Annotated in this window: 13 protein-coding genes; 7 read left to right on the top strand and 6 right to left on the bottom strand. The window is 40.1% G+C overall.

Annotated features, from left to right (window positions below):
• The gene (locus GSQ19_RS14225; RefSeq protein ID WP_011318591.1) at positions 1–960 is read right to left on the bottom strand and encodes an NAD-dependent epimerase/dehydratase family protein; all 960 of its coding nucleotides are present in this window, start codon (positions 958–960) and stop codon (positions 1–3) included.
• Positions 961–1,185: 225 nt separating this feature from the next.
• Positions 1,186–2,238 (bottom strand): uroporphyrinogen decarboxylase, encoded by a 1,053-nt coding sequence (gene hemE / locus GSQ19_RS14220; RefSeq protein ID WP_011318590.1) that lies wholly within the window; start codon positions 2,236–2,238, stop codon positions 1,186–1,188.
• A gap of 272 nt (positions 2,239–2,510) precedes the next feature.
• Here hemE and GSQ19_RS14215 point away from each other — a divergent pair, with 272 nt between their 5' ends.
• From GSQ19_RS14215 to GSQ19_RS14205, 3 genes are all read left to right on the top strand, one after another.
• Positions 2,511–3,269 carry a hypothetical protein gene (locus GSQ19_RS14215; protein ID WP_011318589.1) on the top strand — a complete coding sequence of 253 codons (759 nt, stop codon included), beginning with the start codon at positions 2,511–2,513 and terminating at the stop codon, positions 3,267–3,269.
• 40 nt (positions 3,270–3,309) lie between these two features.
• On the top strand, positions 3,310–5,373 hold the full coding sequence (locus tag GSQ19_RS14210) for a S9 family peptidase (RefSeq protein WP_041456129.1): 2,064 nt from the start codon (positions 3,310–3,312) through the stop codon (positions 5,371–5,373).
• Positions 5,374–5,855: 482 nt separating this feature from the next.
• Positions 5,856–6,737, top strand: a complete 882-nt coding sequence (locus tag GSQ19_RS14205) for an aspartoacylase (RefSeq protein ID WP_011318587.1) — start codon at positions 5,856–5,858, stop codon at positions 6,735–6,737.
• Here GSQ19_RS14205 and GSQ19_RS14200 read toward each other — a convergent pair.
• Both GSQ19_RS14200 and GSQ19_RS14195 read right to left on the bottom strand, forming a co-directional pair.
• Entirely contained in the window at positions 6,734–7,615 is an 882-nt protein-coding gene (locus GSQ19_RS14200) for a succinate--CoA ligase subunit alpha (protein WP_011318586.1), read from the bottom strand. The two genes, GSQ19_RS14205 and GSQ19_RS14200, sit on opposite strands and share 4 nt — an antisense overlap.
• Positions 7,616–7,742: 127 nt before the next feature.
• Positions 7,743–8,969 (bottom strand): succinate--CoA ligase subunit beta, encoded by a 1,227-nt coding sequence (locus GSQ19_RS14195; RefSeq protein ID WP_011318585.1) that lies wholly within the window; start codon positions 8,967–8,969, stop codon positions 7,743–7,745.
• A 699-nt stretch (positions 8,970–9,668) separates the two neighbouring features.
• Between GSQ19_RS14195 and GSQ19_RS14190 the strand changes: the two genes are divergently transcribed.
• On the top strand, positions 9,669–11,540 hold the full coding sequence (locus GSQ19_RS14190) for a hypothetical protein (protein WP_011318584.1): 1,872 nt from the start codon (positions 9,669–9,671) through the stop codon (positions 11,538–11,540).
• 296 nt (positions 11,541–11,836) lie between these two features.
• On the opposite strand, the gene GSQ19_RS14185 is transcribed toward GSQ19_RS14190, so the two are convergent.
• Positions 11,837–12,856, bottom strand: a complete 1,020-nt coding sequence (locus tag GSQ19_RS14185; RefSeq protein ID WP_236577839.1) for a FecR domain-containing protein — start codon at positions 12,854–12,856, stop codon at positions 11,837–11,839.
• A gap of 243 nt (positions 12,857–13,099) precedes the next feature.
• On the opposite strand from GSQ19_RS14185, the gene GSQ19_RS14180 reads away from it, so the two are divergent.
• Positions 13,100–14,455, top strand: coding sequence for a hypothetical protein (locus GSQ19_RS14180; protein WP_011318582.1), 1,356 nt, complete (start codon positions 13,100–13,102; stop codon positions 14,453–14,455).
• A 46-nt stretch (positions 14,456–14,501) separates the two neighbouring features.
• Here GSQ19_RS14180 and GSQ19_RS14175 read toward each other — a convergent pair whose 3' ends face one another.
• Positions 14,502–15,320 carry a sulfurtransferase gene (locus GSQ19_RS14175; protein ID WP_011318581.1) on the bottom strand — a complete coding sequence of 273 codons (819 nt, stop codon included), beginning with the start codon at positions 15,318–15,320 and terminating at the stop codon, positions 14,502–14,504.
• Between the two features lie 98 nt (positions 15,321–15,418).
• Here GSQ19_RS14175 and GSQ19_RS14170 point away from each other — a divergent pair, with 98 nt between their 5' ends.
• Together GSQ19_RS14170 and GSQ19_RS14165 are read left to right on the top strand one after the other, a co-directional pair.
• The gene (locus GSQ19_RS14170; protein ID WP_011318580.1) at positions 15,419–16,330 is read left to right on the top strand and encodes a tRNA (5-methylaminomethyl-2-thiouridine)(34)-methyltransferase MnmD; all 912 of its coding nucleotides are present in this window, start codon (positions 15,419–15,421) and stop codon (positions 16,328–16,330) included.
• A 618-nt stretch (positions 16,331–16,948) separates the two neighbouring features.
• Positions 16,949–18,193, top strand: coding sequence for a response regulator (locus tag GSQ19_RS14165; RefSeq protein ID WP_011318579.1), 1,245 nt, complete (start codon positions 16,949–16,951; stop codon positions 18,191–18,193).
• Positions 18,194–18,255: the final 62 nt, after the last annotated feature.

Here is an 18,255-nt window from a genome sequence, read left to right as displayed (position 1 = left end):
TTACTGGTGAGAACTATCAACACCGCTAATTTTTAAGACATCACTCATCGTTGCACAGTAATTTGGCAAGCCAAAACTATCAGGATTAATCACTGTGTCATAGGTGAAATGGCGATAGTTCATACAAAATCTATCCCAGTCTGCCATCTGAATGCGAAAGACGGCAATAATGAGATTTGCCAATGACAAAGATAGGGGAATACGGAAGGAAATCTTTTTGCCTAGATAGGTGCAAACTTCTTCTATTGCTTGGTTAGCAGTTAAACGCTTTTGTCCTAATACTAATCTACGTGATGTATTTTCTTGAGGAGGATTGACTATTAAATATTTAACTACGCTGGCAATATCTTTGCCGTGGATAAAGTGGAAACTACCATCGGCTTGTAAAAAGCGGATTAAATTAACATACTTGGTAACTTCGGGGATACCTGATGTGAGATGGGAGTAAGGTTTTTTGCTATCACCACCTAAAACTAATGTGGGAAAAACTGTGGTGATTTTAGAGGCAATACCTAATTCTGATATTTTATGTAAGCATTCATATTTAGACCGGATATAATCTGTGCCAATTTCCCCAGCTTCTTTAAGTGGTTGATTGTGACTATCTAAAACGCTGGCTGTAGAAAAATAAATAACTTGTTGACAACGGTCGGGATCTAATAGGTTAAGTAACTCTATAGTTTTAGATACATTAATATCAAAGGTTTGCTCACCACCCCAAGCGGTTGCGGTGAGGACTGCTATATCAATTGTGGATAATAAATCAGCAAATTGACTAATATTCTGCATATCACCCTGTAAGACAGTGATACCTGGACGAATCTGAGTATCAACTTGTAATTTACTGGGGTTTCTGACTAGTAAATATAGTTCGTAATCTGTTTCTTGAATTAAGGTTTCGCTAATATAGTGACCTATACATCCACTAGCACCGGTCACAAAAATTCTTTTTTTGGTCATGTGTTAAAAGTTTGGTTATTAGTTGTAGTGATAAATTGACAACTAATAAATATGGTAAGTTCCTAAGTGTGATTTGTTCACGCAGAGACGCAGAGAGAAGTTGCGGTGCGGGGGTTCCCCCCGTTGAGCAAACTTCGGTGGGCGCAGAGAGGAAATTAAGAGAATTTGTCAACTGACAGTTAACAACTGACCATCGTCAACTGTCAACTGTCAGCTGACAACTGACTACACCAAAACATTTAGTTGCTTGGCTGTTTCAAAGAAGAAGGCGACGTTTTCTTCTGGTGTGTCTGGTAGTACACCGTGTCCAAGGTTGAGAATATGACCCCAGTTACCAGCTTTGCGAACGGTATCGATGATGCGATCGCGGATAAACTGTTTAGAGGCATAAAGTACACCGGGGTCAAGATTGCCCTGTACTTTCATCTGTTTGCCTAATCTGGCTCTAGCATCAGCCATGTCTACTGTCCAATCGACGGTGACAATATCCGCACCAGATTGTCCCATGCGTTCTAGTACGCCGGCGCTACCACTGACTAGCAAAATCAAGGGTGTATCAGGATGGGTTTGCTTGATTTGCTGGAATACTCGCTGCTGATAGGGTAGGGCAAAGGTGTCATAATCTTGGGGGCTGAGTTGTCCTGCCCAAGAATCGAACATTTGTACTACTTGTGCGCCGGAGTCGATTTGGTAACGAGCATAAATGGCGATCGCATCTGCTAATTTAGTTAACAGTTGATGCAGAATCGCTGGTTCTGAGAATGCCAGATTTTTGATGATGGAGTAGGTTTTGGAACCTTTACCCTCCACAGCATAGGCGGCTAGCGTCCAAGGCGCACCTACAAAGCCTAATACCGTTGATTGATGACCCACTTCTTGGCGTAAAGCCTGCAATATGGTTTTAATGAACGGTAAAGCTGCTTCTGGTTCTAAGGGACGCAGTTGTTCAATTTGTGCTTGAGTGCGAATGGGCGCATGAATGATGGGGCCTTTACCTTCCGCAATGTCCATTTCAATCCCTAAGCCTGGCAAGGGGGTGACAATATCGGAAAATAAAATTACTCCGTCTGGCTGGAAAGCTTTCCAAGGTTGTAGGGAAACTTCAATCGCTACCTCTGGAATTTCAGAGCGATCGCGAAATGAAGGATACTTTTCCCTTAAATCCCGATATGCTTTCATGTATCGTCCTGCTTGGCGCATCATCCATACAGGGGGACGATCTACAATTTCACCACGAGCAGCCCGCAAAAGGTGAGGAGCCGTTGAAGTAACACCCATTTAACACTTCATCCTAAGTCACTTTTTTATGTCACTGTTTAGCTTATCATTCTGGGATTACGCTTTATCGAAGGGAGGTAGGGGGCAGGAGGCAGGAAGCAGGAGGTGGGAAATAAATTTGCGGTTTAGTATTGCTTTTTTTGCTTGAGTCAAAATAACTTGAAAACGCTGATAAAAGGGAAATTCAGTAGTTGAGTTATAAACATCTTTAGTCAAATTCTGTCCTCTGTCTTTTAACTTTTGCCTTTTTTCATAGCTTTACTAAACTTAATATGCCAACCAATTTTCATAGCTCACCTCGTGTTGCATCAGCTAACACTAATTCTTACGTAAGTAAGTTATTGATACCACGTTCCCAACGTCGGATATTCTTTCTGCAATTTACCGTGATGACTATTATGGGCTGGGTTGTAGGTGGTATTGCCAGTATCGCTTTAGAAAAAGTTTTCTGGGAAAGCCTGCCGAATGCTTTTGCCTCTGCACCAGAAACCTGGAGTTTTTGGGTAAAATTGCTAAGTAATGTTGTGTTTGCTGTAGTTTTTGCTGCCGATCAAGCTTTAGTTATCCGCCGTTATATTTCTGGACGCTTGTGGCTACTGGCTACCAGCATAGGTTGGTTGATTGCCCATAGTGTGGCGAGTGGTTGGGCTAATTATATTTCATCTATTGCAACTTCCCTCAAGGAAAGTTTAACCTTAGAAATAACCGTTATATTGGCTTTTTTGTCAACATTTTTATACATTTTTTCCGGAATTTGGCTGGGATTGTTTCAATGGTTAGTTTTAAGACGTTATACGACTAAATCTTGGTGGTGGACTTTGTTTCCTTCCATTTCTTTCCTGTGTATTAGTTTGTTAGTTTGGTTGCTTTCTTTGGGGCAAAATTTATTTCCCGAAAATTACCGAACTCCTATATTGTATTGGAGTCAACAAGGATTTACCGCTATTATTCTAGGAATTATCCCGGCAATTGGCTTATGTAGTTTAAGAAGAAAATCACATCGGAAAATCGGAATTACTAGCTCATCTTAAGTGGCTATTTGCTGGATCTAGAGTACAGGTTGCATATATGATGAATAAGGACAAGATTTCGCAAAATCAAATCACGCCACCCATTGCGGATAAACAGCCCCAAGTTTTAGAATTGCATGGCGATCGCCGAGTAGATAATTACTTTTGGATGCGCGATATAGATAATCCAAAGGTAGTGGCATATCTAGAAGCAGAAAATTCATATACAAAAGTCATGATGCAGCACACAGAAACGCTGCAAAAAACTCTTTATAATGAAATGCTCTCACGGATCAAGGAAACTGATTTATCCGTACCATATCGCAAGGATAATTATTATTATTATTCTCGAACTGAAGCCGGCAAAGATTATAGAATTCATTGTCGAAAAGAAGGCAATTTAGATGCTCCAGAAGAAGTACTTTTAGACGAGAATGAGTTAGCTGCCGGACACGATTTTTTTGAATTAGGCATATTTGCTATTAGCCCCAATCATCAAATACTAGCCTATTCCTATGACACCAGTGGTTCCGAGCAATATACGCTTTTATTTCTTGACTTAACAAACCGTGAGTTATATCCAGAAACTATTGCTGATACTTATTTTTCTTTTTGTTGGTGTAATGATAATCAAACATCATTTTATACAAAAATTGATGCGGCGAATCGTCCTTACCAGCTTTTTAAGCACACTTTAGGAACACCACCTACACAAGATCAATTAATCTACCATGAACCAGATCATGCTTATGCTTTATATGTAGGGAAGACCCGCAGTCAAGCATATATATTGATGACTTTGCAAAGCAGCATCACTACAGAAGTTCACTATTTAGATGCCAATAATCCTGAGAGTAACTTTCAGATAATTTATCCACGGGAACCTGGAGTAGAATATGACGTTGAGCATCATAGTGATTACTTTTATATAGTCACAAATAAAGCTGCTACAAACTTTAAATTAGTAAGAACTCCCCTAACTATGCCATCCAAGGAGAATTGGCAAACTGTTATTCCCCACCGTGAAGATGTGCTGTTATCTGGAGTTAGCCTGTTTATTAATCACTTAGTCATCTATGAAAGAAAAGATGGCTTACAAACTGCTAGAGTACAAAATATATCTACAGGTAGTGAAAGTAATATTATTTTCCCAGAACCAACTTACCAGTTTTATGAAGGGAATAACCCGGAATTTAATACTAATATTTTGCGGTTTAATTACACTTCTTTGATTACACCGCCATCTGTGTTTGATTATGATATGGAAACCCACGAGCAGGAGTTAAAAAAACAGACAGAAGTTCTGGGAGACTATGACAAAAATCAATATCAGAGTGAGTGGTTACTTGCTACTGCTAAAGATGGTACACAAATTCCCATATCAATTGTGTACAAAAAAGGGATTGAAAAAGATGGGAAAAATCCTTTACTGCTGACAGGTTATGGAGCCTATGGTGCATCTTATCCGGCATCGTTTTCATCAGCTAGACTAGCATTGCTAGACCGGGGTATAGTGTTTGCTATTGCCCACATTCGAGGTGGTGAAGAAATGGGGCGCAAGTGGTATGAAGATGGCAAATTTTTACAGAAAAAGAACACCTTTACAGATTTTATCGCCTGTGCTGAGTATTTAATCAACGAAGGTTGGACAACAAGCGATCGCCTAGCTATTACAGGCGGTAGTGCAGGTGGTTTATTGATGGGAGCGGTGATTAATTTGCGTCCCGAATTGTTTAAAGTTGTAGTTGCCGATGTACCTTTTGTAGATGTAGTGACAACAATTTTAGATACATCTTTGCCCTTATCAGCAATGGAGTGGGAAGAATGGGGTAATCCTAACGATAAAGTCTACTATGAGTATATGAAATCTTACTCACCCTACGATAATGTCGCAGCCAAAGATTATCCCCATTTGTTAATTACTGCTGGCTTAAATGATTCTCGCGTTAAATATTGGGAACCAGCCAAATGGACAGCCAAACTGCGAGAACTCAAAACAGATGATCATGTTCTGTTGTTGAAAACTAACATGGATGCGGGTCATAGTGGCGCATCTGGACGTTATGAAAGCCTACGAGAACTTGCTTTTGAGTATGCTTTTATTTTGGATCGTTTGGGGTTGTAGATGGGGCTGAGAACAAGGGCTATGACACAAACTCAGTCTACGCAGGTGGATTAACAAAAAAATCAAGCTTTTTAAACCCGCCTGCGCGGGTTTTGTCTGTATGGCTACGACTTGTATTCGAGAGAAACATTTATTCCCAATTAACAAAACGTGAGTTAGAGGGTTGGAAAAACCCCTCTCCAAACCTCTCCCCTGCAAGGAGAGAGGCGTTAAAACCTTTATTTTTGGTAGATATGTCATTGTCTTCACTCCCCTCTCCGCGTCGGAGCGAAAAGTCTGAGCGGAGGTTTCCTCCGCTCAGAACTTTTCAAGAGAGAGGGGTTGGGGGAGAGGTCAAAAAAGACTTGTCGAACTCACGTTAACAAAATGTTTATGCTGTATTTATTCTGAATTATGGCTAGCGGTACTAGAATTTTCCAGCAATTTTTGTTTTCTTAATTTTGAATTTTGAATTTTGAATTTTGAATTGATATAACCCATCTATGAATAAAATCAATCGTGTTGCTATTATTGGTGGTACTCACGGGAATGAATTTACAGGCGCATTCCTGGTTAAAAAGTTTCAACAGTTTCCTGAAGTAATCCAAAAACCTAGCTTTGAAACCTTAACAATACTAGGTAATCCCAAAGCTTTCGAGGCTGGTAAGCGCTACATTGAAAAAGATTTAAATCGTTGCTTTTTAACTGAAAGTTTACAAAATCCAAATCTTTCTAGTTATGAAGACATCAGGGCGAAACAAATAGCCGGAGTTTTAGGAGAAGAGAATCAACCCAAAGTAGATGTAGTTATTGATTTACACAGTACAACTGCAAATATGGGATTGAGTATTATTTTAGGTAATCAAGACCCATTTTTATTAAAGCTATGTGCTTATTTAAGTGAAATTAATCCTTTAGTAAAGGTTTGCTATACTATCCCTGAAAAGGGTAGCAATTTTCTGCGCTCTCTTAATAAACTGGGTTTTGTGATTGAGGTAGGTGCAGTAGCTCAAGGTGTCTTAAATGCTGAATTATTCCAAAAAACTGAACAATTAATATATACGATTTTGGATTATGTAGAAAAATATAATCAAGGCAATATTCCCAAAATCAATAATTTACTATCTCTCTATAAATTTACAGGTACTATTGACTACCCCAGAAATGGAAATGGTGACATTCAAGCGATGATTCATCCAGATATTCAATTTCGAGATTATGCACCTCTAAATCCTGGTGATCCTTTGTTTTTAACCTTAGACGGTAAAGCGATCGCCTACGAAGGTACATCGATAGTTTACCCCATATTTATCAACGAAGCCGCCTATTATGAGAAAGGAATTGCCATGCTGTTCACCGAAAAGCAACTCATAAATTTTGATTAATGAATTGCCTTTTTTAATAATTGGGGAATCAAAGAAGGACGTTCCGCAACAGGAACTTCGGCTGCTTCAAAAGCTGTTATTTTACTTTGAGCAGTGCCAAAATTAGGTGGACGACCGACAACAGTCGCTAAAGTGCCAGTTTGTCGCCAAGTTTTTCCCGGTGGTGCTTGTCTGCCGGCGATATAAGCAATTACTGGTTTATCAATTGCTTCGGTAATGTATCGTGCGGCTGCTTCTTCACTACCCCCACCTGGTTGTCCGACTAAAACGATCGCCTCAGTCGTTTCATCCTCATCGAGAATTTGTAACCATTGCAGAAATGATGAACCGACAATCGCATCACTACCAATGCTCACACTAATTGATTGTCCCCAGCCAGCTTGAGTTAATTCTCGCGCCACTTCATAAGTCAAAGTACTGCTACGGCTAACAATACCTACTACTCCAGGTGTGTAAAATTCACTTGGTTGAGTACCCAAGAGGATTTTTCCTGGGACAATGATTCCGGGACTGTTGGGACCGACTACCAGAGTTTCACCGGCTTCAGCTTTGCGGAGTAATTCCACCATATCCAAAGGTGGCACACCAGCAGAAATAATAATAATTTGTCGGATATGAGAGGCGATCGCCTCTAAGGCCGCATCTAGTACTTGATAAGGGTGTACACAGATAATTGTGGTGTCAATACTGCCAAATTGCCCTACTACCTCCTCAACCAAATCAAAAACAGGCAGATGATAAAGTTCCTGTCCACCGTATCCAGGCTGAACACCGGCTACCAAATTTGTACCATAGGCTTTCATCTGGGCAATATGATTCTCCGAAATGAATTCATGGAAGCCTTGAATAATAACTTTACTATCTGGCGTTAAGTTCATAAGGTGAGGGATGGGAATTGGGGAAAGGTAGCACAGACCCAAGGGGAACTACGAATTAATGATATCCTCTTAACTCAGCATTCAGGAAGCTGCTCAACACCCTGTTATGCACTGATAATTCATCCACTCAGGAAACTTTTTTATACGCGTGTGATTTAGTCAAACGAACTGCGGTTGCAACTGCTTCGTCTAAGTCTTCTACTAATATCAGTCCCTCTTCATGGGTTTGTAAAGCCGCTAAAACCTCCTTAGCTGCATTCAACTCCGAACCGGCTAGACGAATGACTAATTGTGGTGACTGATGTTGACTAAGGTTTTTACCATTAGACTTGGCAATTGATGGTGGATATTCACCTTTGTTCTGTTGTATGAATTGAGCGATCGCTTGTGCTGCTTCTTCTGGTTGAGGAATACTTCCTAGCAAGTTAATCAAGATCACTTGAGTATTTTTGTCAGCAGCCAAGGTATTTAGACCTTTGGTGAGGCGATCGCCAAATTTAGTTGGTGACAGATCAGTAATTGCTGCGTGGCGTAGATTCAGACAAATTCCTGGTTTACCACCCCCACTAGCAACTAAATCATAGGTCGCCAAGATAGAACCAGTACCATTACCTAAAATACCAATTCTGCGTTGTTTTTCTAAATTATTCCAGTCACGCCCATTACTAAAACTTTTATCATAATGACGAGGGATTATTTTGGCTGCCATTGCGGCAATTTCTGGATGTCGCCCAATAGCCCTTTCGTTGACTCCAACTTTACCATTAAGAGCCATCACCTCACCAGCAAGGTTGACACCCAGAGGATTTATTTCTACTAAATCCAGGTCTTTCTGCACGAATAACTGGTACATTTTTTCTAACACTGTGCTGACCGACTGCATCAGCGTACCTTGCAGACCCATCTTTAAAGCCAACCTACGAGCATAAAAAGGCGAAAATTCTTGCTCGACCACCACATACTGCATTTTTTGATCAGCTAACTCTAAATCAATATCCGCTTCTGTGGAACCTAAAAGTACTGGACGACAAACAGCAGTATCTAAAACTACAGCCAAATAAAATTCTTGGTGAGAATTATACTTAGATTCTGCTAACAGAACTTCTGGTAATTCACCCCATATCGATAGATTAAAGATCGTTTGAGCTGCTGCGATCGCGTCGATTGTGGTTTCTACCATTCTTACACCACCGACTTTTTCCCTCTCTCCCGCATGAACCTGTGATTTCAGCACAATGGGGTAGCGAATTTTTAAGCGTTTTAAATCTGTAGGATGGTCAATTCTTTGGGATGGCAATACAGGAATGCCTATTTCTCCAAACCATTCTTTAACTTGGTACTCCAATAAATCCATTGCTATGCACCTTAATTTATACGTTTAGAAAATTTCTCTGGTGCTATTTTCCATTTTTTACCGCACCTCCATCACATAATCAAGTCTTGTCCCACTATTAAAACTGATTTTTTACGTATCAATTTTATCGAATTCCCTTCATGGAGCAAATTAATTTCTGGGATTAACTCCTAAAACGATATTTTAAAATTATTTTTATTAACATCAAACGCTCAAAAGGCTCTAGACCTGTTTTCTGGAAGGTGAGAAACTTTAACCCCTCCCTATTGCCCAGTCCCTACTTTCACGTCAGAGGTACTCTATAGAAAGGCTCATGCCTCCATACTTCTACAAGCAAACAAGCTATGACTTTCTGCTAAAAAGACGCTAAAGCGAACAAAACTTCCTCAACATACTATAAGCTTGTTTCTACCTGGAGTAATTAATACTATCAGTAAATATACAGTTGCACAATCAAATCAGCTTGAAAATGGGGAGTAAAGAATTATCAATAAGATTCCTCCTCCTGATACCCGGTTTTAATTTCCAGAAAATTTATTATTCCCATTTTTGAATTGTAATTTCTATTACAACTCAGATTATAAAATTTAATAATCAACATTCTGAAACACTAATAGCACTAAGTCCTGGAGGATTATTTTTCTTTTGGTGAAAACTCAGAAGTTGTGTTAAAAAGTTGGTCTATCAGATATTACGGTTATGGTTGGTTACACTGTGCATCTGTATTCAACAAACGAACACCCTTCTTTTTCGGTTCTCACCGATACAGAAAATATTATAGAAGACCAGCAGGAAGGCTCTATGAGAGTAGCAGTCCAGCAGGAAGATTTACAGCTATTAAGCAGAACTTTGCAAGAACAATTTCTTGCCGAAGTTCCCTCTGGTGAATTTTTCCAGATTAAGTGTGCAGTCAACAAAGATGAGTTAATGATCCTAGCTCAACATCCAGTTAGCGTAAAAGTTGATACACAAGAAATTTTTGCAGTACTTGAGGAAGCACTGCAATCATTACCACCTTATCAGGATCAGCCAGTCCAATGTTTTCTGAGAATTGTCGGGGAAAAACTTCCTTACGCTAAACGTTCCCTGACTATGAAGGGATACCGACAGGTGGAAAGCCCTGACATTCCACAAGATAATGAAGATCAAGAAGACGAGGATGCAGCATCTTTTTCATCCTTAGCATTACCTTTGAGTTATTCAACCACAACAGATGCCGTCGAAGACGAAGAAGAAGTATTTGACCCCCTAGCTGGTACACCAGATTTATTAACAAACTCGTCTCAGCGTCCATTGAAAAAGATTTTGTTAGGGACTGTGGTGGGAATTTCTCTCTTAGGTAGTGGTGGTGTTTACCTAGTGACTCGTCCTTGTGTGATGTCTGTGTGTCAAGAATTCCAAACTGCCCAGCAACTCAATACTCAATTTCGCCAATTGATTAGTCGTGCTAGGTCAGAAAAGGACTTGACAACATTACAACAACAGTTAGAAACAACTAGCACCGCCTTAGGTGTAATTCCTGCTTGGTCATCTTATTACCAACAAGCAGCAGAACTCAAAACTAATCTGTCTGGACGTTCCGAAAAAATTAGCCAAGTCAACAAAGCTTTGCAGGCGGCTTCAGTTGCAGAGCAAAAAATGCAAACTCCTGCTACTAGTCAAGGCGAATTACAAGCTAGACAACAACTTTGGCGACAAGCGATAACGCCCCTGGAAGCAATCAGCCCTAATCATGAACTATATGGACTGATACAGCCAAAATTGTTGAAATATCGGATTCATTTGCAAACTATCAATCAGCAATTACTCGCTCAAGAAAAGTGGGTGAAAAAGTTAGCAGATGCGAAAGGCGTGGCTAGTGTAGCCAACAAGTGGGAAACAACAGCCAAATCTTTGAAAGATTGGCAAAAGGTGCAGTCTACTTGGCAAGTAGTAATTAATGCCTTGAATGTTATACCTCCTTCGAGTCCAGCATCTCAAGAGGCACAACAACTATTACTAGAATATAAACCTAAACTTGCAAGAGCGCGCGATCGCGTTACCATCGAACAACTAGCAGCTAAAAGCTACCAACAAATTCTTGTTATAGCCAGCCAAGCTAAAGCTTATGAGCAAAAACAAGAATGGCAAGCAGCTGTTATTTACTGGCAACAAGCTTTACAGGCAGCTAAACAAATTTCTAACAATAGCTTGTATTACACTCAAGCTCAGAGTTTAATCACACCATATTCAGCTTCCCTGCAACAGGCGCAAGAAAAACTAATTTTAAATAATAGTTGGCAGCAAACCCGTGCTGACTTAAATAAAACTTGCTCTAGTGAAATTAGGATTTGTAACTTTACCGTAGACGATAAAGGAATCATCGTCAAAATTACCCCTGAATATGAACAGGTACTACAAAGTACTGTTTCCAAGAACAACACTCAAGATTCTGAGGCTGCAATTGGCGTTGCTAATCATTGGCAAACCTTACAAGAAGCTTTAACAGTAATTAGCGAAAATGCCAATTTGCCTCTGTTTATTTACAATGTCCAAGATCAAGTAATTTATATGCGAACACCAGGGGAATAGTAGCTGGAGCGCCCTTAGTGATGGCGGGGCGTTTAGCTTGCTTGTGCTAGTTCCCAGTCTCCTATCCTAATATCTCAGAACTCACGCACTCAAATGCTCCAATCCCGCATTTATGACAAACAGTAGAGGCGGGTTGAGCAAAAGACTCGTGAATGATTCGAGCATATCGCTGAACCTGCCCCTACAGACTTTGGACTGAGGTTGCAAGAATTGGTGGGAAATCCGGGCAATGATCTTTTATGTGGAAATCAAAATTTCCAACTTCAGCGCATAAGCCCCATATCCTCCCCAACTTGTTAGGGCGGTGGTGGTGGTGGTGGGTCTGGTGGTGGTGGCGGTGGTGGGTCTGGTGGTGGTGGCGGTGGTGGGTCTGGTGGTGGTGGTGGTGGTGGGTCTGGTGGTGGTGGCGGTGGGTCTGGGTTGTCGGGTAGAGGCGGGTCTGGTTGTATATTATTGATATTATTTAGATTGCCATCAGCATTATCCCCAAGTTGTTGAGCATTTTGGAACAAAATTTCTCCTGTTTCTACTAATGAATCAACCAGAAAATTATCGGTTATGAAATCATCTTCGTCAGTATCTTCATCTATTACCTCAGAGGAAGTAGTACTTAGTTCTAAAAAAGCTGGGTTTTCCATCACCCCTTTACCAACGAGAGGTGACTGTGTTGCCAACGCGGCCATAATTTCTGCTCTGACACCCGCAATAGCTGGGTCTGGTGTTGCTGAAGAGTTTTTGCCAGTTAAATCTAAACCCTCAGCCAAATCACTTGTTTCATAAAAATTTTGTAGATCAAAATCATATAAACTCTGAATTTCACCTTTGACAAGAACTAAAAGTTGTCCTGCTTTTAGCGGTTGAGTTTGAGATGCGTCCTTGTTAGACACTGCTATCCCACTATTTGTCAGCGCACCAATAATCGTCGTATCCGTTTTTTGGTCATAACGAATGAATAGCGCCGAACCACGAATGGCGGCTGTTGCGCTTGGTGTTTGAATACGTGTTTGTCCTCTTCCTGGTGGAATTAGTAGTAATACTGTCCCATTAGACAATCGAAAATTCCGCGTCCTGGGCATAAATTGAAATACTGCTTGTTCTCCAACCCTTGCCAGAGAACCGTCGTTGAAACGCAAGTCTGCTAAAGAAGCTCGACCAGTTGATAGTCCATCCCCTGGAATAATTGCATCCAATTTCTGTGCTGGACGTTTATTTCTAGATGCTCTTTGAATTAATTGCACAAAGTTACGAATGCTCTGAACCTCAGCACGATTTAAGGGAGTATTGGCATTCACCTGAGGTGGCGAAATCAATACCATCACCCCGCATAATCCAAGGGAAAATAATGGGATAAGGTTCAAGCGCATAATTTTGAATTTAAAAAAATTTAACTGAAACTAACCCAGCAAAACCAACTTAAATTTTTAAATTATTATTTTGTTAATTTTATATTCTAGTTTGTTTTGACTATAAAATATCTCATTTTCATCTGCTAAATATAATATGAAATTGTGTACATTTAAGTGTAATATTGAGATTCATCTTTACATCGATTCATTAAGATGTATCTTCAAGGCTGGCAACATTTTTTACTAACGATCTTGGTTGCTTCTATTAGCGGAAGCGGCTTTTGCATTAAAGCAGATGCAGCAAAGGTTAAACAGTCTGATAGATTATATTGTCATAATCAGATAGATAACGAAGAAAAATATTTTTATATTGAAAACAGAAATTCAACGATATGCCAAACTAGCACTAACTCGCCGTTGTCTCAGTTAGATGGGTTTGATAGTTTATCTAGACAACAGATCCTATCAGATATCATAGCCGCAAAATCGCCAACTCCTGAAGTTATTCCCACTGATGAACCTGATTTCATACTTCCTAATCATAGTATTAGTCAGCAAAATAATGAATCTCCTCAGTTAGAAGGACAACCTGGCTTTGTTCCTCAACCTAACCAGAAACCGATGGAACCTTTATTAAATTCACCCCCAGTAAATTACGGTGCAAGGTTAGAGAGACTAAGACAAAGGTTGCGGGAAGCAAAACAGCCAAGTTCGGAAGGGGAAAGTTACCGGGAATTAGGATTAAGGGTGAGAGAGAGAACATTACCAGCACCGATTGAACAACCGCCACAACCTCCGATAGAGAAACCTAGAGATAAGTTTAAACCCATAGGTTCGTTACAAGCTTATGTAGGCTATTTTCATACAGATAATGTTTTTTCGTCTGATACTTCACCGATAGAAGATGGGTTGTTTTTTTATGGATTGAGACTCGCTTCAGCATATTTTCCCTTGGGAAAGAGTACTTATTTAAGTGGATCGATTGAGGGTAATTTGATTCGTTATGTAGATCAAACAAAGTACAATTACAACCAGTTAGCATTTAACTTGGGTATTTATCAACAGTTTTCCAAACGAATGTATGGTGAAATCGGTTGGAGTAATCAACAGTTTTTTTATGCTAAAAACAGCGATGTCTTCCAAGCCGGGAATCGCTTTCTAAATGAGAACTCTTTATATTTATCTTTAGGCAGAAGAGATCCTCTCACCGACAAACTCACCCTAGATAGCTTTTACGAATTGAGTTGGAAGTTAGCTGATCCGGATGATCGTAGTCGGATCATGAACTCCTTCTGGTTATCTTTAAGTTATTCCCTGCAAAAGCCTCTAAAGATTGGGTTGAACTATCAGTTAAACTTATCAGACTTTACAGAACGCGATCGCCAAGGCGTAGCTCATCGCACCGATCAATATCATCGCTTATATGGCAGCATTATTTACCGTATATCCGGTTCTAGTAGCTTGAATCTTCAGACTGGCTTTAGTTTTGGTGATTCTACAGCAAGTAATATTGATTTTGAAAGCTGGTTTTTGAATATTAACTATCATTTGAAAATTGGAGAATTTTAGATTTGGTCAATTCAAAGGTTGTACACCAATGACCAATGACCAATAACTAATAACTAATCCAATCACTCCAACTACCTGCATACAGTTTACCTGTATGAATCCCGGCTACTTCTAAAGAGAGTAGGTTCACACAAGCTGTTACACCCGAACCACAGTAAACTAAAATTTCTTCGGCTGTCGCCAGATTTTGCCATCTTTGTTGATGTTCTGTTAAGGGAATTGAGTAGCCACTACTATCTGTAACTTCCATCCAAGGATAGTTGACTGCGCCAGGAATATGACCTGCAATTTTATCAATTGGCTCTCGTTCACCTCGGTAGCGATCGCTCTCTCTTGAATCGACCAAAACGACCTGCGGTAAATCTTTACGAGTTTTAACAATATTAATATCTACTAACAGTTGTGTTTGTATTTGCGGCACAAAGTTAGCTGTTTTAACTTGAGGAATAACATCAGTAATAGGATAGCCAGCTTGTTCCCATTGGCTAAATCCCCCATTTAGCACCGCAACTTGCTCATGTCCTAAATAGCGCAATAACCACCACAGACGAGAAGCAAAAGCAAAGCGAGAATCATCATAAGCAACAACCAAAGTTTTTTGAAACTCTATCCCCATACTTGCTAACTTCTGTGCTAGCTCATCCGGATTAGGTAAAGGATGTCTCCCACCATGCTCACCCACAGGACTGGAAAGATCCAAATTTAAGTCGAGGTAATAGGCTCCTTCTATATGACTTGTTTGGTACTGCTGTTTTCCTAACTGTGGATCGGCTAGAGAAAAGCGACAGTCAACAATCACAACATCGATATTGTGAAGGTTTTGCAAAAGCCAACTCGATGAAACAACAAATTGAGTATCCGTCATAAGGGACTTTTCCACTAAAAAATATCCTGTCTACTGAGCAGTGTTGAAGTATAGTCTCCTGCTTTATCTAAACTATAAATATTAACGTTTATCTACTCATGTCGGAATTGCAAAAATTTATACCCCAGCCCACAGGAGACGGTTCTTTTACCTTTTTCTCCCAAGAATTTAATGAGGCTTTCCACAGTCATTTCGGAGCCAAACAGGAAAGTTTTTTCAAGTTTGTCAGTCCGACTCAGTTGGCTATAGCTGCTCACCAACCAGTTTTGCGCTTATTAGATATTTGTTATGGACTAGGATACAACACAGCCGCAGCCTTGGAGACAATTTGGGAAGTGAATCCTAATTGTGCTGTTGAATTAATTGCTTTAGAAATGAATCTCTCTGTACCCCAAGCAGCTATTGAGCATCAGTTATTCGATAACTGGAACTACCCATACACAGATATTTTGACTAGGTTAGCTTTTGAACAACAGGTGCAAACAGATCGCCTCAAGGCAAAACTTATAATTGGCGATGCTAGAAACGCTATTCGTGAAGTAAATCATTTAAATTTTCAAGCTGATGCTATTTTTTTAGACCCCTTTTCACCTCCCCAGTGTCCACAATTATGGAGTGTGGAATTTATTCAACAAGTAGCACTGTGTTTACACGAGAGTGGCTTGTTAGCAACTTATTCTTGTGCGGCTGCGGTACGTACAGCACTGTTAATGGCAGGATTGCATATAGGTTCGACTCCACCAGTTGGTAGGCGATCGCCTGGTACTGTTGCAGCGCATCCTCAAAGCTTTGAATGCAACATCCACTCAATACTTCCTCCCCTTTCTCAAGCAGAGGAGGAACACCTTTTAACTCGTGCAGCAATTCCTTACCGCGATCCAAAACTTAATGATCCTGCTGATGTGATCGTGGCGCGCCGACGACAAGAACAACAAGCAAGTTCGCTGGAACCTACATCACGTTGGCGGAAACGGTGTTTACCGCGATCAGTAATGAGTCCTGAGATATAAGCTCTGAGTAATTCCCCGTAAATTATGCCCAGTTGCTTCTAATGTATTTAGGAGTGTCTATTCAGTATTAATACTTAAATAGTCATAGTTTCAAAATATTTACTGAGAACAAATGTAAAAATTTCAACAAGATTTCCAAATTTTCCTAAATAAATTGAGGCATGAATATTAAGTTTGTATAATTTATGTATTGTAATATACGATTTTACCTGTGAATTGAAATTATGTGATGATTTGCTTAATGCTCTGAAAGAAAATAAACACCGATTTTGTACCAGCTAAATAGAAGCAAAGAAACTCAAACCTCCCAACCTGTATATGGATTGAACAATTATGATTTTTTCTGGCGCTATTATGTTAATAAATATCAGTAAAAAACCTGATTTAACATTTGCGAGTATTCATCATACTGGAGTTAGAAATAGGGAAGTTAGTAGAAGAATTATTTTCAGTACAATTTTTGCCTTTTGACATCGCAAAAAAAATCAGGTGTGTTAACTTAAACAGTCAGCTTTACATAGGACATAAAACTTTTGAAAAGTCGGCTGGATATATTCGGCTACGGAGTTTGGTTTGAAGTCGGGCGCTATTAATTTTTTAAACGATTGGGGTACTTCTGTGATTAAAAGGAGTGGTGATAATACAACCTCTACTGAACATAACGTTAGTGGGTCAGACCCCCCAAACAAATTAAATAGTATTAGTTCAAATCGCGTTTCCGGATTACAAAACGCCAAAGATAGTTCCTTCGCATTGTCCAAAGAAGATTTTCTGGTTAGTGAAAACACACAAACTACTACTTGGTTGACCTGTGGGATTAATTCTGGTTACAACTCTTTAATCTCTGGAAATTTACAAGCCCAAATTTCTCAAGTGAAAGGCTTTGATGCAGAATCACCAAAAATTTTAGTAGTGGATGATCACAGTGCTAGTCGGATGACGGCTGCTGCCCTGTTGGGTATGGAAGGCTACGCAGTAATTGAGGCAGATAGCGGTGCTACGGCGATAAAACTGGTGGGACAACAACAACCTGATCTGATCTTGCTCGATGTAATGATGCCCGAAATGGATGGGTTTGAAGTATGTCAATTACTCAAGCAAGATGAACATACTCGATTGATCCCCGTAATTTTTATCACGGCCTTGAATGATAGGCGATCGCGCATCCGAGGTATTGAAGTAGGTGCAGATGATTTCTTAAGTAAACCTTTTGACCGAGTAGAATTAGTAGCGCGGGTCAAATCACTGGTACAACAGAAGCGGTTGAATGAAGATTTAGACCATGCCGCACAAGTACTATTTTCCATAGCTAGAGCTATTGAAAGCCGTGATCCCAATACGGGCGACCACTGCGAACGCTTAGTCAACTTAGGACAAGCCTTTGGTGAGTACCTTAATCTTTCGCGTCACCAAATTCGAGATTTAATGTGGGGTGGCTATCTCCACGATATCGGTAAGGTAGGGATTCCCGATGCAGTCTTGCTAAAAACAGGCAAACTTACCCCTGAAGATTGGGTAATTATGAAGCAACACGTTTTAATCGGGGAAAAAATCTGTCAACCTCTACGCAGTATGCAGGGTGTAGTTCCCATTATTCGTCATCACCACGAACGTTGGGATGGTTCAGGTTACCCTGATGGACTCAAAGGGGATGAAATTCCCTACTTAGCCCAAGTGTTTCAAATTATTGATATTTATGATGCGTTAACTAGCGAACGTCCCTACAAAAGAGCTTATACTCCAGAAGAAGCATTGTGTATGATGCTTGATGAAACTGAAATGGGATGGCGTAATCCCAAATTGATGCAGCAGTTTGCCGAATTTATTCTCTCACACCATAAGGATTTGGGAAGTGCCGAATAGTGAGTGCTGATTCAGGAATTATCCCCAGTCCCCATGCTCCCTCATTAGCTGGTATGATTTGA

The organism is Trichormus variabilis 0441 (assembly GCF_009856605.1).
Lineage (GTDB): Bacteria > Cyanobacteriota > Cyanobacteriia > Cyanobacteriales > Nostocaceae > Trichormus > Trichormus variabilis.
The sequence above is the reverse complement of the archived record's forward strand: the minus strand, read 5'-3'. Positions and strand labels throughout refer to the sequence as shown.

Excerpts from the sequence above, each read along its gene's own strand:
- GSQ19_RS14190 (WP_011318584.1), top strand. The coding sequence starts at position 9,669 with ATGGTTGGTTACACTGTGCATCTGTATTCAACAAACGAACACCCTTCT.
- GSQ19_RS14195 (WP_011318585.1), bottom strand. The coding sequence starts at position 8,969 with ATGGATTTATTGGAGTACCAAGTTAAAGAATGGTTTGGAGAAATAGGC.
- GSQ19_RS14225 (WP_011318591.1), bottom strand. The coding sequence starts at position 960 with ATGACCAAAAAAAGAATTTTTGTGACCGGTGCTAGTGGATGTATAGGT.
- GSQ19_RS14210 (WP_041456129.1), top strand. The coding sequence starts at position 3,310 with ATGAATAAGGACAAGATTTCGCAAAATCAAATCACGCCACCCATTGCG.
- GSQ19_RS14215 (WP_011318589.1), top strand. The coding sequence starts at position 2,511 with ATGCCAACCAATTTTCATAGCTCACCTCGTGTTGCATCAGCTAACACT.
- GSQ19_RS14175 (WP_011318581.1), bottom strand. The coding sequence starts at position 15,320 with ATGACGGATACTCAATTTGTTGTTTCATCGAGTTGGCTTTTGCAAAAC.
- GSQ19_RS14170 (WP_011318580.1), top strand. The coding sequence starts at position 15,419 with ATGTCGGAATTGCAAAAATTTATACCCCAGCCCACAGGAGACGGTTCT.
- GSQ19_RS14185 (WP_236577839.1), bottom strand. The coding sequence starts at position 12,856 with ATGGTATTGATTTCGCCACCTCAGGTGAATGCCAATACTCCCTTAAAT.
- GSQ19_RS14205 (WP_011318587.1), top strand. The coding sequence starts at position 5,856 with ATGAATAAAATCAATCGTGTTGCTATTATTGGTGGTACTCACGGGAAT.
- GSQ19_RS14200 (WP_011318586.1), bottom strand. The coding sequence starts at position 7,615 with ATGAACTTAACGCCAGATAGTAAAGTTATTATTCAAGGCTTCCATGAA.
- hemE (WP_011318590.1), bottom strand. The coding sequence starts at position 2,238 with ATGGGTGTTACTTCAACGGCTCCTCACCTTTTGCGGGCTGCTCGTGGT.
- GSQ19_RS14180 (WP_011318582.1), top strand. The coding sequence starts at position 13,100 with ATGTATCTTCAAGGCTGGCAACATTTTTTACTAACGATCTTGGTTGCT.